19 protein-coding genes and 1 other RNA gene are annotated in these 20,685 nt (G+C 72.5%); 10 read left to right on the top strand and 10 right to left on the bottom strand.

Going from position 1 to position 20,685, the window contains the following annotated elements:
• Positions 1-39 precede the first annotated feature (39 nt).
• Positions 40-1,275, bottom strand: a complete 1,236-nt coding sequence (locus tag ACFYE1_RS00375; protein WP_387738757.1) for a polysaccharide pyruvyl transferase family protein — start codon at positions 1,273-1,275, stop codon at positions 40-42.
• 178 nt (positions 1,276-1,453) lie between these two features.
• Here ACFYE1_RS00375 and smpB point away from each other — a divergent pair, with 178 nt between their 5' ends.
• The 3 genes from smpB to ACFYE1_RS00360 all read left to right on the top strand — a co-directional run bounded on the left by smpB (position 1,454) and on the right by ACFYE1_RS00360 (position 3,372).
• Positions 1,454-1,930 (top strand): SsrA-binding protein SmpB, encoded by a 477-nt coding sequence (gene smpB, locus ACFYE1_RS00370; protein ID WP_387738755.1) that lies wholly within the window; start codon positions 1,454-1,456, stop codon positions 1,928-1,930.
• Between the two features lie 86 nt (positions 1,931-2,016).
• Positions 2,017-2,413, top strand: a transfer-messenger RNA (tmRNA) gene (gene ssrA, locus ACFYE1_RS00365).
• Between the two features lie 206 nt (positions 2,414-2,619).
• A complete protein-coding gene (locus ACFYE1_RS00360) occupies positions 2,620-3,372 on the top strand; it encodes a DUF4190 domain-containing protein (protein ID WP_387738753.1) in 753 nt (250 codons plus the stop codon).
• Between the two features lie 91 nt (positions 3,373-3,463).
• Here the strand turns inward: ACFYE1_RS00360 and hisN are convergent, their stop codons facing one another.
• The 4 genes from hisN to ACFYE1_RS00340 form a co-directional block, all read right to left on the bottom strand.
• Complete coding sequence (gene hisN / locus ACFYE1_RS00355; RefSeq protein WP_387738751.1) at positions 3,464-4,261, bottom strand: histidinol-phosphatase; 798 nt, start codon at positions 4,259-4,261, stop codon at positions 3,464-3,466.
• A gap of 71 nt (positions 4,262-4,332) precedes the next feature.
• Complete coding sequence (gene rsgA / locus ACFYE1_RS00350) at positions 4,333-5,442, bottom strand: ribosome small subunit-dependent GTPase A (RefSeq protein ID WP_387738748.1); 1,110 nt, start codon at positions 5,440-5,442, stop codon at positions 4,333-4,335.
• Positions 5,432-6,814, bottom strand: coding sequence for a 3-phosphoshikimate 1-carboxyvinyltransferase (aroA, locus tag ACFYE1_RS00345; protein WP_387738746.1), 1,383 nt, complete (start codon positions 6,812-6,814; stop codon positions 5,432-5,434). The genes rsgA and aroA overlap by 11 nt, the downstream gene beginning before the upstream one ends.
• Positions 6,815-6,831: 17 nt before the next feature.
• Positions 6,832-7,371: a DoxX family membrane protein gene (locus tag ACFYE1_RS00340; protein ID WP_387738744.1), complete on the bottom strand. Its 540-nt coding sequence runs from the start codon at positions 7,369-7,371 to the stop codon at positions 6,832-6,834.
• 319 nt (positions 7,372-7,690) lie between these two features.
• On the opposite strand from ACFYE1_RS00340, the gene ACFYE1_RS00335 reads away from it, so the two are divergent.
• Entirely contained in the window at positions 7,691-8,359 is a 669-nt protein-coding gene (locus tag ACFYE1_RS00335; RefSeq protein WP_368831518.1) for a sigma-70 family RNA polymerase sigma factor, read from the top strand.
• Positions 8,360-8,361: 2 nt separating this feature from the next.
• The gene (gene rsrA, locus ACFYE1_RS00330; protein WP_387738742.1) at positions 8,362-8,628 is read left to right on the top strand and encodes a mycothiol system anti-sigma-R factor; all 267 of its coding nucleotides are present in this window, start codon (positions 8,362-8,364) and stop codon (positions 8,626-8,628) included.
• Positions 8,629-8,773: 145 nt separating this feature from the next.
• Here rsrA and ACFYE1_RS00325 read toward each other — a convergent pair whose 3' ends face one another.
• The 3 genes from ACFYE1_RS00325 to ACFYE1_RS00315 form a co-directional block, all read right to left on the bottom strand.
• Positions 8,774-8,848 (bottom strand): 50S ribosomal protein bL37, encoded by a 75-nt coding sequence (locus ACFYE1_RS00325; protein WP_095343185.1) that lies wholly within the window; start codon positions 8,846-8,848, stop codon positions 8,774-8,776.
• A 136-nt stretch (positions 8,849-8,984) separates the two neighbouring features.
• A complete protein-coding gene (locus ACFYE1_RS00320; protein WP_387738739.1) occupies positions 8,985-9,584 on the bottom strand; it encodes a GDSL-type esterase/lipase family protein in 600 nt (199 codons plus the stop codon).
• Between the two features lie 135 nt (positions 9,585-9,719).
• Complete coding sequence (locus tag ACFYE1_RS00315; RefSeq protein ID WP_387738737.1) at positions 9,720-13,628, bottom strand: multifunctional oxoglutarate decarboxylase/oxoglutarate dehydrogenase thiamine pyrophosphate-binding subunit/dihydrolipoyllysine-residue succinyltransferase subunit; 3,909 nt, start codon at positions 13,626-13,628, stop codon at positions 9,720-9,722.
• 271 nt (positions 13,629-13,899) lie between these two features.
• Between ACFYE1_RS00315 and guaB1 the strand changes: the two genes are divergently transcribed.
• The 3 genes from guaB1 to ACFYE1_RS00300 all read left to right on the top strand — a co-directional run bounded on the left by guaB1 (position 13,900) and on the right by ACFYE1_RS00300 (position 17,978).
• Positions 13,900-15,357: a GMP reductase gene (gene guaB1 / locus ACFYE1_RS00310; RefSeq protein ID WP_387738735.1), complete on the top strand. Its 1,458-nt coding sequence runs from the start codon at positions 13,900-13,902 to the stop codon at positions 15,355-15,357.
• A gap of 180 nt (positions 15,358-15,537) precedes the next feature.
• A complete protein-coding gene (locus tag ACFYE1_RS00305) occupies positions 15,538-16,899 on the top strand; it encodes a hemolysin family protein (RefSeq protein WP_387738733.1) in 1,362 nt (453 codons plus the stop codon).
• Complete coding sequence (locus ACFYE1_RS00300) at positions 16,896-17,978, top strand: hemolysin family protein (RefSeq protein ID WP_387738731.1); 1,083 nt, start codon at positions 16,896-16,898, stop codon at positions 17,976-17,978. Before ACFYE1_RS00305 ends, ACFYE1_RS00300 begins: the two co-directional genes overlap by 4 nt.
• 70 nt (positions 17,979-18,048) lie before the next feature.
• On the opposite strand, the gene ACFYE1_RS00295 is transcribed toward ACFYE1_RS00300, so the two are convergent.
• Positions 18,049-19,005: a diacylglycerol kinase family protein gene (locus ACFYE1_RS00295; protein WP_387738729.1), complete on the bottom strand. Its 957-nt coding sequence runs from the start codon at positions 19,003-19,005 to the stop codon at positions 18,049-18,051.
• Positions 18,998-19,429, bottom strand: a complete 432-nt coding sequence (locus ACFYE1_RS00290; RefSeq protein WP_387738727.1) for a Fur family transcriptional regulator — start codon at positions 19,427-19,429, stop codon at positions 18,998-19,000. Before ACFYE1_RS00290 ends, ACFYE1_RS00295 begins: the two co-directional genes overlap by 8 nt.
• 113 nt (positions 19,430-19,542) lie before the next feature.
• On the opposite strand from ACFYE1_RS00290, the gene ACFYE1_RS00285 reads away from it, so the two are divergent.
• Both ACFYE1_RS00285 and ACFYE1_RS00280 read left to right on the top strand, forming a co-directional pair.
• Complete coding sequence (locus ACFYE1_RS00285) at positions 19,543-20,205, top strand: MBL fold metallo-hydrolase (protein WP_387738725.1); 663 nt, start codon at positions 19,543-19,545, stop codon at positions 20,203-20,205.
• Positions 20,206-20,255: 50 nt separating this feature from the next.
• Positions 20,256-20,684, top strand: coding sequence for an HIT family protein (locus ACFYE1_RS00280; RefSeq protein ID WP_387738723.1), 429 nt, complete (start codon positions 20,256-20,258; stop codon positions 20,682-20,684).
• Position 20,685 lies beyond the last annotated feature (1 nt).

The raw sequence follows: 20,685 nt of genomic DNA, 5'->3' as shown, positions 1-20,685 counted from the left end.
GGGCCCCGGCCGGTCCCGTGTCCGGCCGGGGCCCCGTGCTCAGCGGCGCAGGAAGCGCGCCACGGTCCGCCCCGGCAGGGTGCGGGACTCCGGTGCAGCGGGGCTGTCCTCGAGGGCCGCGGCGGCCGGGTACAGCTCCTGAGCCTCCCGCAGCTTGGTGCGGTGCAGCCGCGCGGCCGTGGCCGGGAAGGAGTGCGACCGGGTGGGCGCAGCCGGTTCCGTGCTGCCGGTCGGCGTGACGGACCACCCTGTTCCGGCCTCGACCAGGGACTGGTGCTTGACGCGGTAGTAGTCGGGGCTGACCTCCAGCGCGGTGCCCTCCGCGCCGCAGGCGGCGGCGAGCAGGTGGAAGTGGAACCGCGAGGTGAGCCAGGTCTGGCCCGGCCGGGCCGGGAGGCCCTCCTGCCAGAGGCGCGTGAAGGGCACGAAGTGCTCCTCGGGGACGAGATCGGCGAGCCGGTCGAAGGCCGCGCGGTCCGCGCCGGGGATAGCCTCGAGGTAGCGCACGGTGCGGCCGGCCAGCGCCGGGCCGGTCAGTGCGGCCCGCACGGCCGCGACGGCGTCGTCGAGCACCCCCGGCTCGGACATGTCGCTCTGCAGGCACACCCACACGTCGCCGTCGGCCGCTCCCTCGGCCGGAGCGCCGGTGAAGCCCGGGAGGCCGGGCAGGCCGAGGAAGGCGTCGTCGGGGGCGCGGTCGGCCCGGGAGAGCTGGGCGCTCGGCGCGTCGCGGACCGTGGCGTGGTCGAAGGCGCCGAGCGCGGCCCGCAGGCCCTCGGCGTCGGCGGCGGGGGCCAGGCCCAGGCCGGTGGCGACGAGCCGCGCGCCGGAGACCTCGCGCAGCCGCAGGGCCGCGCGCAACAGGCGCGCGTGGTGCGGCCAGAGGGAGTTCAGGTAGCCGCCCCCGAGGAAGTGCACCGTGCCGGCGCGGCGGGCGCCGAGCAGGCCGAGGTCGTAGCGCGGGGACCCCAGGTGCGTCACCACCCGGTCCACGTGGGCGTCCGCCGCGACCGGGTCCATCGCCGTCGCCTCGAAGGCGAGCCGCCACAGGGTGTCGGTGGTCCGCAGCCCCGGGTGCAGGCCCTCGAACAGGTGGGACGCCAGCCCCGGGTTCGGGCAGTCGAGCCACACCTCGGCGCCGGGCCGGGCGCGGGCGAGGAAGCGCAGCCACGAGGCGGCGATGAACTCGTCACCGAAGTTCGGGTGACCGCTCGTGCCGACGAGGTACAGGACGTCCGCGGCGGGCGGGCGCTCGATGGGGGCTGGGTCCAGCATCCGCCCAGCTTAGCGGGTGCCAGGTGGTGACCTGGGACAACGCTCCTGCGCCGGGGTCCCCCGGGTCCGGTCGCCACGCATCGGTCCCGAGCGATCGCCGTGGCGTAGGATGGGGGACCTGCCGCGTGCCCCGGTGCACGGCAGATCCCCGTCCGCACCGTCCCCAGGGAGGAGGCCCATGGCCAAGAAGGACACCGGTCGCCAGGTCATCGCCAACAACAAGAAGGCCCGGCACGACTACCACATCCTCGACACCTACGAGGCGGGTCTCGCGCTCATGGGCACCGAGGTGAAGTCCCTGCGCATGGGGCGCGCCTCCCTCGTGGACGGGTTCTGCCAGTTCACCGACGGCGAGCTGTGGCTCGAGGGCGTCCACATCCCCGAGTACCTGCAGGGCTCGTGGACCAACCACTCCGCCCGCCGCCGCCGGAAGCTGCTCCTGCACCGCGGCGAGATGGACAAGATCCAGCAGAAGACCCGGGAGTCCGGCTTCACGATCGTGCCGCTGTCCCTCTACTTCGTGGACGGGAAGAAGGCCAAGGTGGAGATCGCCGTGGCCAAGGGCAAGCGGGAGTACGACAAGCGCCAGACCCTCCGGGAGCAGCAGGACAACCGCGAGGCCCAGCGGGCCATGCGCTACAAGAACCTGGGCTGAGCGGCCAGCCCGATGCTTGCGGACGACGCGTACCGCGCGGTAGACTGGGAAGTCCCGCTGCGGCGGGATGCTTGACAAGAGAATATGGGGATGATCGGTTTCGACGATGTGAGTTGAGACAGGGGAAGCGGGTCGAGGACGCAGAGTTATCTCGTAAACGCTCTCTGTAAAACAATAGTTGCCAATTCTAACGGTAACGTCGCCAAGTCTCAGGATGCTTACGCCCTCGCGGTGTAAGCACAACCAGACTACTTAGGTGACTGTCAGCCCGGGTTCGCTTTCGACCCGGGGCCTGGCATCAGCTAGAAGGCCAATGCTCCAGACGGGTGTCGCGGACGTCTGGGGAACATCAATTCGTGACTGAGTCCGTCGGCCACGTGTCTGCACGAGGGCCGGGACTGAGAAAACGCAACGCAGACTGCACCCGGAGAAGCCCTGACAATGCTGCATCGGACGGGGGTTCAATTCCCCCCATCTCCACGACATTCCTGACCGGGGAGCGCCGCGAGGCGCTCCCCGGTTTTTCGTGCCGCGGTTCCTCCGTACGCCTGTCGCCACCGGGATTCTCCCACGTGTCGGGTGGCAGGACTCCGTGCCCTGTCGGGGCGTGCCCGGCGGGGAAAAGGCACGTCCCGGAGGGCCGTGTGACAAGCTGGTGCCGTACCGCAGACGACCGAAAGGACATCGCCATGAGCCACAACGACAACACGCCAGACCAGAGCGGCACCGGTGCCGGCGGGTCGTCGAGCTCCGGCCGCCGAGACCTGCCCGAGTACGGCCAGCGCGTCGAGGGAGCTCCCCCCGGTCCCTCCTACGAGCCGCGCTACGGCCAGGGAGCCGGCGACCAGTACTCCACGCCGCAGTACGGCCAGGGGCAGCAGGGCTACCAGGGCCAGCAGAACCAGGGCCAGTACGGCCAGGACGGCTACAACCAGGGTCAGTACGGCCAGGACGGCTACAACCAGAGCCAGTACGGCGGCCAGAGCTACCAGGGCCAGGACTCCTACGGTCAGGGTCAGTACAACCAGGGCCAGTACGGCGGTCAGGGCTACCAGGGGCAGTACGACATGAACCAGTACGGTGCGAGCCCGAGACCCGCCGGCACGGGTCTGGGCATCGCCTCCCTGGTGCTGGGCATCGTGGCGCTGCTGACGTGCTGGTTCGTGCTCGGCATCGTCCCGGGCCTCGTGGGCCTGGTGCTGGGCATCGTGGCGCTGCGCAAGCTGGGCAGGACGCCGGGAGCGTCCAAGGCCCTGCCGATCGTCGGCATCGTGCTCAGCGTCCTGGCCATCCTGGCCAGCATCCTCTTCCTCGTGCTCTTCGGGGCGCTGTTCGGGGAGTTCGGACCGGCCATGGAGGCCTGCTCGCAGTTCTCCTCGGACCAGGCGGCGTTCCAGCAGTGCATCGAGCGGGAGATGGGACTCACCGGCCAGGACCTCTGACTCCTGCCGGCGACTGACGACGACTGACGACGACTGACGACGACGGGGGCCCGCACCGGCCGGTGCGGGCCCCCGTCGTCGTGGGGGCGGTTCAGGAGCCGGTGGCGAGCATCCCCAGCACCTCGTCGTGGAGCAGCCCGTTGCTGGCCAGCGCGTTGCCGCCGAAGGGGCCGGGCTCGCCCTCGAGGGACGTGAACCGCCCGCCGGCCTCCTCGACGACGGGCACGAGCGCGGCCATGTCGTGCAGACTGAGCTCGGGCTCGCAGGCGATGTCCACGGCGCCCTCGGCGAGGAGGCAGTAGGACCAGAAGTCGCCGTAGGCCCGGGTCCGCCAGACCTCGTCGGTGAGCTCCAGGAAGCGGTCGCGCACACCACGGTCCCGCCACCCGGTGAGCGAGGAGTAGGACAGCGAGGCGTCGGAGAGCCGCCCGACCTGGGAGACGTGGATGCGCTGGGCGTTGGCCAGGGACTTGCCGGTGAAGGCACCCGTCCCGGCCGCCGCCCACCAGCGGCGGCCGAGCGCCGGCGCGGAGACCACGCCGACCACCGGCCGGCCCTCGTCGACGAGGGCGATGAGGGTGGCCCACACCGGTACGCCGCGCACGAAGTTCTTGGTGCCGTCGATGGGGTCCACGACCCACTGCCGGGCACCGCTGCCGGTGGTGCCGTACTCCTCGCCGATCACGGCGTCCCGGTTGCGCGTGCGCCCCAGCTGGGCGCGGATGAGCTGCTCGGCCTCGCGGTCGGCGTCCGTCACGGGAGTGAGGTCGGGCTTGGTCTCCACCGCGAGGTCCTGGGCCTTGAACCGGCGCATGGTCAAGCGGTCCACGGCGTCGGCCAGGATGTGGGCGAGGCGGAGGTCGTCGGTGTAGTTGCTGGGGCTGCGCATTGGACCAACCTACCCCGAACCGCGGTCCCGAGCCTGGTCGGACGGGGGTGGGTGCCACGCCGTCCGGCGGGTCACTGGACGCCGAGCTCCTTGTCCTCGCGGGACTCCCCGGGACGCTCTCCGGCCCCGAGCAGACGGCGCAGGGAGACCAGCCGGGACTCGCCCGCGTCCCCGGCGCGGCCCTGCTCCACCCAGGCGTCCAGGGCGCAGCCGGGGGAGGTGCCCGTGTGCCGGCAGCCCTTGGGGCACTCGGCGATCGCCTCGGCGAGCTCGTCGAAGGACTCCACGATCCGGTCGTGGTCCACGTGGGCCAGGCCGAACGAACGGATGCCGGGGGTGTCGATGATCCAGGACCCGGGGGAGGCGTCCTCGATCTTGAGGGCGAGGGCCGACGACGACGTGTGCCGTCCCCGACCGGTCACCGCGTTCACCCCGCCGGTGGCCCGGTCGGCGCCCGTGAGGGCGTTGACGAGGGTGGACTTGCCCACACCGGAGTGCCCCAGCAGCACCGAGACGTGGCCGTCGAGGCGCTCGCGCAGGGCCTCGATGAGCGCGCGGTCGAGGGGCAGCGTGGTTCCGTCGTCGTCGGCCGGGACGTCCTGGGCGGGTCCGGAGACGAGCACGGGCAGCTCGAGCGCGGTGTAGTGGGAGATCAGCTCGGCGGGGTCCCGCAGGTCGGTCTTGGTGATGCACAGCAGCGGCTCGATGCCGGCGTCGTAGGCGGCCACGAGGGAGCGGTCGATGAATCCGGTGCGGGGCTCGGGGTTGGCGGCGGCCACGACGACCACGAGCTGGTCGGCGTTGGCGACCACGACCCGCTCGACCGGGTCTGTGTCGTCCGCGCTGCGCCGCAGGACGGTGGAGCGCTGCTCGATCCGCACGAGGCGGGCCAGGGTGTCCGGGGCGCCGCTGACGTCCCCGACGAGGCCCACGTGGTCGCCGGCGACCACGGGCTGACGGCGCAGCTCCCTCGCTCGCACCGCCACGACCAGCCGCTCCCCGGGGGTGTCCTCCTCGAGGATCGCGGTGTAGCGGCCGCGGTCCACGGTGACGATGCGGCCGGTGACCGCGTCCTCGTGCGCCGGCCGCTCCTTGGTGCGCGGGCGGGAGCCGGTCTTGCTGGGACGCACGCGCACGTCCGACTCGTCCCAGTCGCGCCGGACGGAGTCCCTACGCGTCACGGCTCGTGCCCGTGAGCTCGGTCCACAGCCGCGGGAACTCGGGCAGGGTCTTGGCGGTGGTCGCGATGTTCTCGACCCGCACGTCCGGGACCACGAGGCCGATCACGGCGCCGGCGGTGGCCATGCGGTGGTCCTCGTAGCTGTGGAACGTCCCCCCGTGCAGGGGTGCCGGCCGGATCACCAGCCCGTCCGCGGTCTCCTCGGCGTCGCCGCCGAGCCGGTTGATCTCGGTGACGAGCGCCGCCAGCCGGTCGGTCTCGTGGCCGCGCAGGTGGGCGATGCCGCGCAGCCGCGAGGGCGTGCCGGCGAGCGCGCACACGGCCGCGACGGTGGGCGCGAGCTCCCCGGCCTCGCCGAGGTCGAGGTCGACCCCGGTCACCGCGGCCGGTCCCGTGACGGAGAAGGTCCCGTCCGTGAGCTCCACCGCCGCGCCGAAGGCCGGGAGGATGTGCTTCCAGTGGTCGCCGCCCTGGGTGGTGCGGGCGGGCCAGCGGGGCACCGAGACCCGCCCGCCGGTCACCACGGCGGCGGCGAGGAAGGGTCCGGCGTTGGAGAGGTCCTGCTCGATGGTCACATCGAAGGCCCGCACCGGCCCGGGGGCCACCCGCCACTCGTCGGGCACGGAGTCGTCCACGGAGACCCCGAGGCCGCGCAGCACCTCGACCGTCATCTCCACGTGCGGCATGGACGGCACGCCGCGGCCCGAGCCGTCGGCGCTGCGGTGGCGCAGCACGAGCCCGTCGTCGAAGCGGGCGCCCGCGAGCAGCACTGCGGAGACGAACTGGCTCGAGCCGGTGGCGTCGATCACCAGGTCTCCGCCGCGCGCGCCGCCGGTGCCGTGCACGGTGAAGGGCAGCCGTCCCCGGCCGTCGTCCTCGACGCGCAGGCCGAGCCCGCGCAGGGCGTCGATCGCCGGTCCCATGGGGCGCACGCGGGCGCCCGGGTCGCCGTCGAACGTGACGGATCGCCGGGCGAGGGCGGCCACGGGCGGCACGAAGCGCATCACGGTCCCGGCCAGCCCGCACTCGACCGTGACCGGCTCCGTGGCCTCCCACGGTGCGGGCTCGACGAGCAGGTCGGGACCGAAGCCGCCGTTCCCCGGCACCTCCTCGACGCGGGCCCCCAGGGCGCGCAGGGCATCGACCATGAGCCGGGAGTCCCTGGAGTGCAGGGGCGAGCGCAGCCGGCACGGACCGTCCGCGAGGGCGGCGAGCAGCAGGTACCGGTTGGTGAGGGACTTCGAGCCCGGCACCGTCAGCTCGGCGACGACTGGGCGTCCGTCCACGAACGGAGCCGGCCACAGCGCGTGCTGCTGGGCCGGCTCCGGCGCGTCGGGACGAGGTGCGGGCCCGGGGGCCTCCGACGGGTTCACGACGGCGGGACCGCGGCTCAGCTGCGCTTGCTGGAGTGCTGGAGCGCCTTCTCGGCCTTGGCGACCTGCTTCTGGGTGTCCTTGCCGAGCTTGGAGGCGCTCTTGCGGACGTCACCGGCGAGGTGCTCGGCGCGCCACAGCAGGGACGGATTGCCCTCCGTGTCCACGGCGGCGAGCATGACGGCGCCCACGAGGGAGGAGTTCTTGAAGGCGGTGCTGCGCCGCGCGGCCTTCTCATCCGAGGTGGTCGCCTCCGCCGCGCGGTAGTCGGCGTAGGCGTTGAGAGCGGTCGTGCTGACGAGCACGCCGGCCGAGAGGCGGGGCAGCTTGCCCAGCCCGAAGAGCACGGCTGCGCCGACCTGGGCCGCGGCCAGCCCCTGGGCCACCACGGCGTGGTTCTGCAGCGCGGGGCCGACCTGGGGGAAGGCCTTCGTGGCGGCGGAGATCGCGGGGGACAGGTGCTGGGCGGCGCGGGACGAGTTGCGGAAGCTCTCCACCCCGTTGGCGACGTAACCGGTGGCCAGCAGCGGGCGGGCGATGCGACGGACGATGCTCATGGGTTCCTCCTCAGCGGCAGACGGTACCGCGGGGCTGTGTCGGTCAGGTGTGGTTCGGCGGACGGCGCCGCTCGTCCCATCCTAGCCACGGGGACCGCGCATGGGTGGGCGCGCGGGCCCACGACGGGGAACAGTCGGGGAATACGCGTGGCGGTGTCTCCCGTTGTGCAGGACAGCGGTCGGCCCGTCAGGGGCGGGCCACCACCACAGTCCAGCGAGCGGACCTGCACGGCCGGGGAGAGGAGCAGCCATCACCGCCCCCACGAGCGTCCTCGAGCCGGCCCCGGCCCCCGCGCGCGTCCCCGTAGACTGGTCCGTGATGAACGAGCAGAACCAGCAGGGGGCCGCCCCCCAGCGCACCGAGCCGCCCGTCGACGTCGAGACCGAGACCCCCGAGGACCGGAAGGCGCGCTTCGAGCAGGACGCCATGGAGTACGTGGACCAGCTCTACGCCGCCGCCCTGCGCATGGCTCGCAACCCGGCCGACGCCGAGGACCTCGTCCAGGAGGCCTACACGAAGGCGTTCTCCGCGTTCCACCAGTACAAGCCCGGCACGAACCTCAAGGCGTGGCTGTACCGCATCCTCACGAACACGTACATCAACCTCTACCGCAAGCGCCAGCGAGAGCCGCTGCAGGCGAACACCGACACGGTGGAGGACTGGCAGCTGCACCGCGCCGAGTCCCACACGTCCTCGGGGTTGCGCTCCGCGGAGGTCGAGGCGCTGGACCACCTGCCGGACAGCGACGTCAAGCGCGCCCTGCAGGAGCTGCCCGAGGAGTTCCGGCTGGCGGTGTACTTCTCCGACGTGGAGGGCTTCGCCTACAAGGAGATCTCCGAGATCATGGACACGCCGATCGGGACGGTGATGTCCCGCCTGCACCGCGGCCGGAAGCTGCTGCGCGAGAAGCTCGCCGACTACGCCGCCGAGCGCGGCTTCGACACGTCCAGGGTGACCGGCGACAAGAAGAAGGAAAAGGACAAGTAGACATGGCCGACTGCGAGAGCCTCGGATGCTGCACGGACGAGAGGATCCGCCTGATCTACGAGTACCTCGACGGGGTGCTCCCGGCGGATGACCTCGACGAGATCCACGGCCACCTCCTCGAGTGCCGGGAGTGCGCCCGCGAGTACGACCTGGAGTGCGTGATCCGCTCCGTGGTCCGGCGTTCTTGCGCGGAGACCGCGCCCGCGGACCTGAGGGTCTCCATCCTCGCCCGGCTGCACGGGGCGCGTCAGGACCCGCCGGCCGCCTGAGCGGGCCGCTCCTGGCTCCGGCCGCCGGGCGCGGTGCCCCCCAGGCTCCAGAGCACGGTAGACCCCGGACACACGGAAGGGCCCCGGACCGCGTCAGCGGTCCGGGGCCCTTCCGTCACGGCGTCACCGGGGTCCGGGACGGACCTCAGGCGTTGGGGCGCTTGCCGTGGTTGGCGCCGCCCTTGCGGCGGTCCTTGCGCTTGCGTCCGCGCTTGCTCATACGAGCCTCCTGTCTGTCCGCGGTCGCCCGCGGCGGATCGTGGGTGTCGGCGTCCGTTCCCGTGTGGTCTGGTGATGTCAGCGGCGGCCGGACGGGGCACTGCCCGCCATTCTCTCACACGCGGGACGGGCGGGGCTCACTGGGGCTCGGGCAGGTCCAGCCAGTTGTACCAGCCCCGGTGCAGCACGAGCCAGGCCATCAGCCCGTAGCCGGCCTGGCCGGGGTGGCCGTGGTTGGCCGCGAGGTCCTTGCGCCACTGCTCGTGGTGCTGCAGCGGGTTGAACGTGTCCACGTAGACGTGGTTGCGCCGGGTCGTCACGTCCGCGTAGGCGGCCGAGAGGTCTGCGATCCGGCGGTTGCGCTCGGTGTCCATCGTGGGCGGGGGCCCGACGACGAGGACCCGCACGTTGTGCTGGGAGGCGGTGTCGATGATGTTGGCCATGTTCAGCCGGGACCGCGCGCTCGTGATGGACAGGTCGATGTCCAGGGTGGAGGGCGCGATGACCAGGCGGTTGTCGTGGCCGGGGGAGAAGCGGCGGGCCGCCTCCTCGAACCAGCGCTCGTTGAGGGACTCGCTGCCCTCGCCGGGCGCCGCCAGGTTGTAGGCGGACACGGGGACCACGTGGTGCGGGGTCCGGGCCATGACCCGCCCGAACCAGCCGAGGCCCCGGGGGTCGCCCTCGCCGGCCAGCAGCTCGTCACCGACTGCGACAATTCTGATCCTTCGTTGCTCCACTTCGTACCTTCTGATCGGGGGTGCGGGATGTCTGGGGGGACGAGCGGCGCCGGCCCGTGGGCACGGGCCGGCGCCGGACTCGCTGGGGACGTGCGGGAGGGCGGGGGCACGGGCCCCCGCCCTCCCGGGACGGGCTCAGTCGCGCTCGAACGCCGTCTGCACCAGCGTCTCGAGCTCGGCCGCGTGGCGCTTGGCCGACCCGTTGGCCGGGGACGCGGACGCGGGGCGGGACGCGAGCCGGACCGGCCGGTCGAGCTGCGGCACGAGGTTGACCGCCATGAACGGCCAGGCGCCCTGGTTGGCGGGCTCGTCCTGCGCCCAGGTGAGCCGGGCCTCGGGGTACTTGCCGATCTCCTCCCGGAGCTCGGCGAGGGGCAGCGGGTACAGCTGCTCCACGCGCACGATGGCCGTCCTCCGGTCCTTGCGCTCCTCGCGGGCCGAGGCGAGGTCGTAGTAGAGCCGGCCGGAGACCAGCACCACGTTCGTGACCTCGGATGCCTCGAGCCCCGTTTCGTCGCCGATCACCGGGCGGAACCGGCCGGACGTGAACTCCTCGATCGGGGAGGCCGCCGCCTTGAGCCGCAGCAGCTGCTTCGGTGTGGCCACCACCAGCGGCTTGCGCGGGCGGCTGTAGGCCTGCCGGCGCAGCAGGTGGAAGTGGTTCGACGGCGTCGAGGGGTTGGCCACGACCATGTTCTTCTCGGCGCACAGCGTCAGGAAGCGTTCGATGCGGGCCGAGGAGTGGTCCGGCCCCTGCCCCTCGAAGCCGTGCGGCAGGAGCATGACCAGCGACGAGCGCTGGCCCCACTTCTGCTCGGCGGAGGAGATGAACTCGTCCACGACGATCTGGGCGCCGTTGACGAAGTCGCCGAACTGCGCCTCCCACATGGTCAGGGCGTCGGGCCGCTCCACGGAGTAGCCGTACTCGAAGCCCAGCACGCCGTACTCGGACAGCAGCGAGTTGTAGATCGCCAGCTGCGCCTGGTTCCCGGAGAGGTGGTTGAGCGGTGTCCACTCCGCGCCGGTGCCGGAGTCGTAGAACACGGCGTGGCGCTGGGTGAACGTGCCGCGCCGGACGTCCTGGCCGGACATCCGCACCGGGATGCCCTCCATCATGAGGGACCCCAACGCCATGAGCTCGCCCATGCCCCAGTCCACCCCGCCCTCGCGGGTCATCTCCTCGCGGCGCTCGAGCAGCTTGCGCAGCTTCTTGTGCACGGCGAAGTCCTCGGGGACCTCCACGTGCACCGCGCCGATCCGTGCGGCGGCCTCGGCGGAGATCGCCGTGGTGCGGGGGATCGAGACCCCGGAGTCCGCCTGCTGGGCGGAGGGCCGCTCGATGTTCGAGATCGCGGCGGAGTCCCCGGTGACCAGCGGGATCGAGGAGGTCTGCGCCTCGTGGGTCTCGGCGAAGACCCGCTCCAGCCGCTCCTGGTAGTCCTTCAGCGCCCGGTCGGCCTCCTCCTGGGTGATGTCGCCGCGGCCCACGAGGTTCTCGGTGTAGATCTTGCGGGTCGAGCGCTTCTCCTCGATGAGGTTGTACATCAGCGGCTGGGTCATCGAGGGGTCGTCCCCCTCGTTGTGCCCGCGGCGCCGGTAGCACACGAGGTCGATGATGACGTCCTTGTGGAAGGTCTGCCGGTACGCGAACGCCATCTGGCCCACGTGGGTGACAGCCTCGGGGTCGTCGGCGTTGACGTGGAAGATCGGCGCCTGGAGGCCCTTGGCGATGTCCGTCGCGTAGGTGGTGGACCGGGCCGCCGCGGGCGCGGTGGTGAAGCCCACCTGGTTGTTCACCACGACGTGGACGGTGCCGCCCACGTTGTAGCCGGGCAGCAGCGCCATCTGCAGGACCTCGGCCACGACGCCCTGGCCCGCGAAGGCCGCGTCGCCGTGCACCTGGATCGGCAGCACCGGGAACGTGCCGTCGCCCTCGGGCCCGGCGCCCAGGACGTCCGTCTTGGCCCGGGCGATGCCCTCGACGACCGGGTCGGCGGCCTCGAGGTGGGACGGGTTCGCGGCGAGGTAGACCTGGGTCTCGTTGCCGTTGTCGGAGGTGAAGGAGCCCTCCGTGCCGAGGTGGTACTTCACGTCGCCGGAGCCCTCGGTGGTGCGCGGGTCCTGGCTGCCCTCGAACTCGCGGAAGACCTGCGCGTAGGACTTGCCGGCGATGTTGGTGAGCACGTTGAGCCGACCGCGGTGGGCCATCGCGATGCCCACGCCCGCGAGCCCGGCGTCGGCGGCGTCGGAGATGATCTCGTCCAGCAGCGGGATCAGGGACTCGCCGCCCTCCAGGGAGAAGCGCTTCTGGCCCACGTACTTGGTCTGCAGGAACGTCTCGAACGCCTCGGCGGCGTTGAGCCGGCCGAGGATGCGGAACTGCTCCTCGCGGCTGGGCTTCTGGTACCCGTGCTCGAGCTGGTCCTGGAACCACTCGCGCTCCTCGGGCTCCTGCAGGTGCATGTACTCCACGCCGAGGGTGCGGCAGTAGGCGTCCCGCAGCCGGCCCAGGATGGTGCGCAGGCTCAGGACGTCCGCGCCGCCGAAGCCCCCGGTGGGCCACTCGCGCTCCAGGTCCCACAGGGACAGCCCGTAGGTGCGGATGTCGAGGTCCGGGTGCTTGCGCATCACGTACTCGAGCGGGTTGGTGTCCGCCATGAGGTGACCGCGGACCCGGTACGCGTGGATGAGCTGCTGGATCCGGGCGACCTTGTTGACCTGGATCTCGGGGTTGACCTGGTTGTCCACGGCCCAGCGCACGGGCTCGTAGGGGATCCGCAGGGCCTCGAAGATCTGGTCGTAGAAGTCGTCCGCGCCCAGCAGATAGGACTCGATCAGGCGCAGGAACTCGCCGGAGCCCGCCCCCTGGATGACGCGGTGGTCATAGGTCGAGGTCAGGGTGATGATCTTCGAGACCGCGTGGCGCGCGATGGTCTTGGGGGAGGAGCCCCGGTACTCGGCGGGGTGGTCGAGCGCGCCCACTCCGACGATGCACGCCTGCCCCTTCGACAGCCGCGGCACGGAGTGGACCGTGCCGATGCCGCCCGGGTTGGTCAGGGACACCGTGGTGCCCTGGTAGTCCTCCATGGTCAGCTCGTTGCCGCGCGCGCGGCGGACGACGTCCTCGTACGCCGTCCAGAACTGCATGAAGGACATGGCCTCGGCGCCCTTGATGTTCGGCACCACGAGGTTGCGGGAACCGTCCTTGTTGGGGATGTCGATGGCGATGCCGAAGTTGACGTGGGCGGGGTGCACCGCGACGGGCTTGCCGTCCTGCTCGTCGTAGACGACGTTCTGGGACGGGTAGTTGGCCAGCGCCTTGATCACGGCGTAGCCGATCAGGTGCGTGAAGGACACCTTGCCGCCGCGGTTTCGGGCCAGGTGGCTGTTGATCACGATCCGGTTGTCGATCAGCAGCTTCGCCGGGACGGCGCGGACCGTGGTGGCGGTGGGCACGGTGAGGGACGCGTCCATGTTGGCCGCCACGGCCTTCGCGGGCCCGCGCAGCTTGACGACCTTGTCCTCGGCCGGCGCGTCGTGGTTGGGGGCCGTGGCGCGGGCGCGGGCGGGCTGGGCCGGGATGGGCTTCTTCGCCTCAGCGGCCTCGGCCTCACCGTGGTCGGTCTCGGGACGGCCCTCCGCCTTGGCGCCGGACTTGGTGGGCGCGGGCGCCGCCGCGGCCTTCGCCGTGGGGGTGGACGAGGTCCGGGCACCGGTTCCGGAGGCGGCCTTCTGGGCGGCGGGGGCCTGGGGGACGGCGGCCGCCTTGGGCGGGGCGGCGGCCTTGGGCGGGGCGGCGGCCTTGGGCGGGGCGGGGGCCGCCGCCTTCGGGGTGGGGGCCTGGGCGGCCTTCGGGGCCGGTGCCTTCGCGGCGACCGGCTGCTCCGCGGCGGCACCGTTGTCCGCGCTCATCGACTCGAAGATGGGCCACCACTTCTCGTCCACCGAGTTCTTGTCCGTCCGGTACTTCTCGAACAGTTCGTCGACGAGCCACTCGTTACCTGCGAATTCTTCAGGGATGGGATGCTGTGGCTGATGTGGCACGGGGAATACGCCTCTTCCATGGTTGATCGCGTGGAGGCCGTCTGCCCGGTCTCCACAGTGTCGGTCCCAGCAGCGCCCGGACCCGCCGCCGGTGTTCGTCGCCGGCCGTCTCCCGTGACAGCCGGCGGCGTCCGCCACCGGAAGCTGCCGGACGGTCGTCGACCGGGCTCGGCCGTACCTCCGGCGAGTCTAGTGATCCGCGCCGCGGCATGGCTAGTCCGCCACCCCGGCCGGGGGCGCGTGTCGCGGGCCCCCGGCTAGACTGGCTCGCGTGCGATTCCTCAACACCCCCACGTCCGACCTGACCTACAGCGACGTCTTCCTCGTCCCCTCGAGCTCCCGGGTCACGTCCCGGTTCGACGTCGACCTCACCCCGCGCGACGGCACGGGCTCCACCGTGCCCCTGGTGGCCGCGAACATGACGGCGGTCACCGGGCGCCGGATGGTCGAGACGCTCGCCCGCCGCGGCGGGCTGGGCATCCTGCCGCAGGACATCCCGCTCGACGTCATCGCGGACGTGACGTCCTGGGTCAAGGACCGCTCGCCGCGCTTCGAGACGCCGGTGGTCCTCGACGCCGAGGACACCGTCCACGACGCCCTGGGCATCATGCACAAGCGCCCCCACGGCGCCGTGGTGGTGTGCGGTCCGGAGCGGTCCTACCGCGGGGTGGTGCTCGCGGCCGACTGCGCCGAGGTGGACCGCTTCACCCAGCTCGGCTCGATCATGCGCACCGACGCCCCGGTGTTCTCGCTGGAGGAGGTCCGCGCCGGGTCCGGCGACGACGTCCTCGCCGCCGCCTACGACCGGCTCGCCCAGACCCGGGCCCACGTGGCGCCGGTGCTCGACGGGGACACGGTCGTGGGCGTGCTGACCCGCAAGGGCACGGTCCGCTCGACGATCTACACCCCCGCGCTGGACGGCGCGGGGCGGCTCCGGGTGGGCGCCGCCGTGGGGATCAACGGGGACGTCCGGGGCAAGGCCCGGGCACTGCTCGACGCCGGGGTGGACGTGCTCGTCGTGGACACCGCCCACGGCCACCAGCGCAAGATGGTCGAGGCCCTCGAGCAGGTCCGCGCGGCGGCCCCCGACGTGCCCGTGGTGGCGGGGAACGTGGTCACCGCCGACGGCGTCCAGGACCTCGTCGACGCCGGCGCGGACATCGTGAAGGTCGGCGTGGGCCCCGGCGCGATGTGCACCACCCGGATGATGACCGCCGTGGGCCGGCCCCAGTTCTCCGCCGTGCTCGAGTGCGCCGAGGCCGCCGCCGGGCTCGGCAGGCACGTCTGGGCGGACGGCGGCGTGAAGCACCCCCGGGACGTGGCGCTCGCGCTCGCGGCCGGGGCCAGCCAGGTGATGGTGGGCTCCTGGTTCGCCGGCACCCACGAGGGCCCGGGCGAACTGAACGTGGACGCCGACGGCCGCATGTACAAGGAGAGCTTCGGCATGGCCTCGACCCGCGCGGTGCGCGAGCGCACCCGTGGGGAGGGCGCCTTCGCCCGGGCCCGCAAGGGCCTGTTCGAGGAGGGCATCTCGAGCTCCAAGATGTACCTGGACCCCGAGCGTCCCGGCGTGGAGGACCTCGTGGACCAGATCACCGCGGGCGTGCGCAGCTCCATGACCTACGCGGGTGCCACGACCCTCGAGCAGTTCGCGGCCCGGGCCGTGGTCGGCATCCAGTCCGCCTCCGGCTACGAGGAGGGCAGGGCGCGCCCCGTCAGCTGGTCGTGAGCCACGCGCCGGGCGGGTTCCGCTCCGGTACGCTGGAGCTCTCATGGACTCGTACAGTAGTTGCCGGCCCGGCCTCGGCGTCCCCCGCCGCGGCCCTCGTGCCGGCTCACCCACCGTCCCGCTCTCCGCCCCCGGCCGCCCGGTCCCCGCACGGCCGACCGCCACGGGAGGCCGCTCCTGATGGAATGGCTGCTCCTGGCGGCGGGCCTGCTCCTCATCCTCGGCACGGGCTTCTTCGTGGCCGTGGAGTTCTCCCTCGTGGCCCTCGACCAGACCACGGTGCGCCGGGCGATCGCCGAGGGCGACCGCGCGGCGGAACCGCTGCTCAAGTGCCTCAAGTCCCTGTCCACGCAGCTTTCCAGCTGCCAGCTGGGGATCACCCTGACCACCCTGCTCACCGGCTACACCCTGGACCTGGCGCTCCAGTCCTTCCTGAGGGAGCCGATCGCCGAGCTCACCGGCCTGTCCGTGGCCGCAGCGGGGGGCGCCACCCTGGCGCTGTCGATGCTCATCTCCACGCTGCTGTCCATGCTGCTGGGCGAGCTCGTGCCCAAGAACTGGGCCATCGCGGAGGCGTTCCGGGTGGGCCGGCTGGTCGCCCGCCCCCAGCTCGTGTTCACCGCGGTGTTCAAGCCGTTCGTCGTCACCCTCAACGGCGTGGCCAACCGCGTCCTGCACCTGTTCGGGATGGAGGCCAAGGAGGAGCTCTCGGGCGCGCGCTCGCCGGAGGAGCTGTCCTCGATGGTCCGCCGCTCCGCGAAGATGGGCACCCTGGACGCCGGCACCGCCGCGTTCGTCGCCAAGACCCTCACGTTCGCCGAGCGCACGGCCGCGGACGTCATGACGCCCAGGATCCGCGTGCAGATGCTCGACTCCCACGAGTCCGTCGCGGACGTCGTGGCCGTCGCCTCCCGCACCGGGCACTCCCGCTTCCCCGTGATGGACGACTCCCCGGACGACGTCCGCGGCGTGGTCCACATCAAGAAGGCCGTGGCCGTGCCGTCGGAGCGCCGCGCCGCCCTGGAGTGCGGGGCGATCATGGAGGACGTCCTGCGCGTGCCCGAGACAGTCCACCTGGACTCCCTGCTCGTGCAGCTGCGCTCCGGCGGGCTCCAGATGGCCGTCGTCGTCGACGAGTGGGGCGGCACCGCCGGCGTCGTCACCCTCGAGGACCTCGTGGAGGAGGTCGTCGGAGAGGTCTCCGACGAGCACGACCGGCTCAGCCTCGGCGCCCTGCAGTCCGCGGCGGGCGAGTGGTACTTCCCCGGTCTGATGCGTCCCGACGAGGTGTCCGAGCAGATCACCGAGCTCGACATCGAGGACGGTCCCGCCTACGAGACCATGGGCGGGTTCATGATGGACCGGCTCGGGCAGATCCCGAAGCCCGGGGACGTGGTGCCCGTCCAGGGCGGGGTGCTCGAGGTCGCCCGGATGGAGGGGCGCCGCGTGGACCGCATCCGATTCGTCCCCGCCCCGGCCGAGCCCGAGGACGCCCCGGCAGGGGCCCGCGAGAGCGGCGCACGAGAGGAGGACGCACGATGAGCGACTGGGCAGGCCTGGCGTGGCTCGTGGTGCTCCTGGCGGGCAACGCCTTCTTCGTGGGCGGCGAGTTCGCCGTCATGTCCGCGCGGCGCAGCCAAATCGAGCCCCTGGCCGAGGACGGCAACAAGCGGGCCCGGACGGCGCTGTACGCGATGGAGCACGTGTCCCTCATGCTGGCCTGCTGCCAGCTGGGCATCACCGTGTGCTCGCTGCTGATCCTCAACATCTCCGAGCCGGCGCTGCACCACATCGTCTCCGGGCCGCTGGGGCACCTGGGCGTGCCGGCCGAGGTCGCCGACGTCAGCGGGTTCCTCACCGCCCTGCTCGTGGTCACCTTCCTGCACGTGGTGTTCGGGGAGATGGTGCCGAAGAACATGTCGGTGTCCGCCGCGGACCGCGCGGTGCTGCTGCTGGCCCCGCCGCTCGTCTTCGTCTCCCGCATGGTCAAGCCGGTCATCGCCACGCTGAACTGGTCGGCCAACCACGTCCTGAAGCTCATGGGCATCGAGCCGAAGGACGAGGTCTCCTCGACCTTCACCCTCGACGAGCTCCAGTCCATCGTGGCGGAGTCCACGAAGGAGGGCACCGTGGCGGACCAGACGGGCCTGCTGTCCGGCGCGCTCGAGTTCTCGTCCAAGCGCACCGCCGACGTCATGGTCCCCCTGCACCAGCTCGTGACGCTGCCCGAGGACGCCTCCGCCGCGGAGGTCGAGAAGGCGGTGGCCCGCACGGGCTACTCGCGCTTCGCCCTCACGGAGGACGACGGCGAGCTCAACGGCTACCTGCACATCAAGGACGTGCTCTCGATCCCGGAGGGCCGCTACAACGAGCCGGTGCCGGTGACGCGCGTGCGCTCGCTGGCGAACCTGCGCCCCGGCATCGAGATCGACGACGCGCTGGCGGCGATGCAGCGCACGGGCTCGCACCTGGCGCGCGTGGTCGACGCCGGCGGGCGGACCCTGGGGGTGCTGTTCCTCGAGGACGTCATCGAGGAGCTGGTGGGGGAGATCCGGGACACCACCCAGGACCGGCGGCAGCGCCGCGGGGACCGGGTGGACACCTCGGAACCACCGCGCTGAGCGGCCGGTGCCCGCGGCGGGCGCCGGCCGGTGCCGCGGGCCGGGCTCCGCCACCGGGCCCCGGCCCGGCTCAGGCCAGGACGCGGACCGCGGCGGGGAGCACGTCCACGCGCACGGGCAGGGGCCCGAGGCGTTCCCCGTCCGCGTAGACGGTGACGTCCGGGGCGTCCACGGCCACGGAGCGCACCTGTTCGATCCGCACGCTCTCCAGGGCCACGTGCCGGCCCGAGAACAGCCGGGGGAACAGGAACAGGAACCGGGCCCGGCCCAGGGGCGCCACGGTGAAGAGCTCCAGCAGCCCGTCGTCGTGCCGGGCGCCGGGCACGATCCGCAGGCCGCCCCCGATCGACGACGTGTTGGCGACGTTCAGCAGGACCCCCTCCCGGCGCTCCGTGCGGCGCCGGCCGCCGGCGTCCTCGATCTCGATCCGGTAGTGGACGGTGCGCAGCCGCGCGATCTCCACCAGGACGGCCAGCAGGTACTTGGTGGACCCGGTCAGGCGCAGCCACCGGTTGGCGCGCTCGTTGACCACGGCGTCGAAGCCGGCGCACAGGGCGGTCGCGAAGCAGGACGTGCGCCCGTCCGCGAAGCGCACCCGGCCGACGTCGAGGCGCCGGGCACCGGGGTCGTCGAGCCGGCGCAGGATGCGGCCCGCCGCGGCGACCGGGTCCCGCAGCGGGACGCGCAGGTGGCGGGCGAGGTCGTTGCCGGTCCCGCACGGCACGACGCCCAGCGGGATGTCGACGCCCAGCGCGGCGAGCTCCACGAGCACCTCGAGACCGGCCTGGACCATCCCGTCCCCGCCCACGACCACGAGCGCCCGCGTGATGAGGGCCTGCGCCCGCAGCCGGTCGCGCACCAGTGCCACCAGGGCGCCGAGGTCCCCGGCGGAGAGCACCACGGCCTCGTCGCCGCCGGTGCGCAGCAGCTCCGCGGCCCGGTGGGCGTCCTCCAGGGCACGCCCGCGGCCGGCACGGGGATTGACCGCCAGGACGAAGACGCCGCGGGGCGGACCCGGCTCAGCCATCGGCCCGCCGCACCCCGCAGGCGGCGCACAGGCCCGTGATCTCCACCGTGTGGTCCACCTCCGTGAAGCCGTGGGCGGCGGCGGTGCGCCCGGCCCACTCCTCGACCGCGGGGGCCTCGAGCTCCACGGCGGCGCCGCAGCGGCGGCACACCAGGTGGTGGTGGTGGTGCTCGGCCGCGCAGCGGCGGTAGATCGCCTCGCCGTCGTCGCTGCGCAGGACGTCCAGCTCCCCGAGCTCGGACATCGACTGCAGGATCCGGTAGGTCGTGGCCAGGGAGACGGAGTCGCCGCGCTCCCGCAGCAGGGCGTGCAGGTCCTGCGTGGAGATGAAGTCCTCCAGGGACGCGAGCGCCCGCGCGACGGCACGGCGCTGCCGGGTGTTGCGGACCTCCCCGGCGCTCCCACCGCTGGTTCTCACGCTCACGCCTCGTCCTCTCGTCGCTGGTGCCCGGGCAGGCCACCAGCTTAACAAGGGCCGCCCGACACGTGCCCCGCGGACCTGTGGGACCCGGGAGGGCCCGGGGATAGGGTGGGCCCATGGATCTGATCAAGTACACCCACTCGTGCGTGCGGCTCGAGAACGAGGGCCGGGTCATGGTGATCGACCCGGGGAAGTTCTCCGGGCGGGAGGAGCTGGCGGAGGCCCTCGACGGGGCCGACGTCCTGCTCGTCACGCACGAGCACGCGGACCACCTCGACCCCGAGCCCGTGCACGCGCATCTCCGGGCGCACCCGGAGCTCCAGGTGTACGCCCCGGCCCCCGTGGCCGCCGGGCTCCGGGAGGCTGTCGGGGAGGGCCACGCGATCCACGACGCCGAGCCCGAGGCCGTGCTGGAGCTCGACGGCTTCACCGTGCGGACGTTCGGCGGCCAGCACGCGCTGATCCACCCGCTCATCCGCACCGTGGACAACATCGGCTACCTGGTCGACGACACGGTCTACCACCCCGGCGACTCGCTGGTGGTCCCCCACGGGCTCGCCGCCCCCGTGCTGCTGGCCCCGATCCACGCGCCGTGGAACAAGCTGGCGGAGGTCGTCGACTTCGTGGTGGCCGTGCGCCCCGAGCGGGTCTTCCAGATCCACGACGGCCTGCTCTCCGCCGACGGCCTCGGCGTGATCGAAGGCCAGCTGACCTCGTTCGCCGCGAAGTACGGTACCGAGTACCGCCACCTGGCCACCGGCGAGCGCGTCGCCCTGTAGCCGCGGACCCGCCAGGACCGCACCCGACCCACCACCGAAAGGGAGCACCTGTGAGCACCGTCTTCACGAAGATCATCGAGGGGGAGATCCCCGGCCGCTTCGTCTGGCAGGACGAGCGCTGCGTCGGCTTCCTGTCGATCGACCCGCTCGCGCAGGGCCACACCCTCGTGGTCCCGCGCGAGGAGCACGACCACTGGATCGACCTGCCCGAGGACCTGGCGGCGCACCTGATGGTGGTCTCCCAGCGGATCGGGCGGGCCGTCGACGCCATCTGGCGGCCGGCGCGGGTCGGCCAGATGATCCAGGGCTTCGAGGTCCCGCACACCCACGTGCACGTGTGGCCGGCGAACTCGGTGGAGCAGTTCCAGTTCGCCAACGTGATCCGCGACCCGGACCCCGCCTGGATGGACGAAGCCGCGGAGCGGATCCGCGCCGCCCTCGTCGAGGCAGGGCACGGGCCCGCCGTGCCGCGGGCCTGAG

The organism is Kocuria nitroreducens, assembly GCF_042879195.1.
Classification (GTDB): Bacteria; Actinomycetota; Actinomycetes; order Actinomycetales; family Micrococcaceae; genus Kocuria; species Kocuria nitroreducens.
The sequence above is the reverse complement of the archived record's forward strand: the minus strand, read 5'-3'. Positions and strand labels throughout refer to the sequence as shown.

Coding starts and splice junctions, on each gene's coding strand:
- ACFYE1_RS00375 (WP_387738757.1), bottom strand. CDS start 1,275: ATGCTGGACCCAGCCCCCATCGAGCGCCCGCCCGCCGCGGACGTCCTG.
- ACFYE1_RS00340 (WP_387738744.1), bottom strand. CDS start 7,371: ATGAGCATCGTCCGTCGCATCGCCCGCCCGCTGCTGGCCACCGGTTAC.
- ACFYE1_RS00360 (WP_387738753.1), top strand. CDS start 2,620: ATGAGCCACAACGACAACACGCCAGACCAGAGCGGCACCGGTGCCGGC.
- ACFYE1_RS00305 (WP_387738733.1), top strand. CDS start 15,538: ATGGAATGGCTGCTCCTGGCGGCGGGCCTGCTCCTCATCCTCGGCACG.
- ACFYE1_RS00295 (WP_387738729.1), bottom strand. CDS start 19,005: ATGGCTGAGCCGGGTCCGCCCCGCGGCGTCTTCGTCCTGGCGGTCAAT.
- ACFYE1_RS00285 (WP_387738725.1), top strand. CDS start 19,543: ATGGATCTGATCAAGTACACCCACTCGTGCGTGCGGCTCGAGAACGAG.
- smpB (WP_387738755.1), top strand. CDS start 1,454: ATGGCCAAGAAGGACACCGGTCGCCAGGTCATCGCCAACAACAAGAAG.
- ACFYE1_RS00335 (WP_368831518.1), top strand. CDS start 7,691: ATGAACGAGCAGAACCAGCAGGGGGCCGCCCCCCAGCGCACCGAGCCG.
- rsrA (WP_387738742.1), top strand. CDS start 8,362: ATGGCCGACTGCGAGAGCCTCGGATGCTGCACGGACGAGAGGATCCGC.
- hisN (WP_387738751.1), bottom strand. CDS start 4,261: ATGCGCAGCCCCAGCAACTACACCGACGACCTCCGCCTCGCCCACATC.
- ACFYE1_RS00300 (WP_387738731.1), top strand. CDS start 16,896: ATGAGCGACTGGGCAGGCCTGGCGTGGCTCGTGGTGCTCCTGGCGGGC.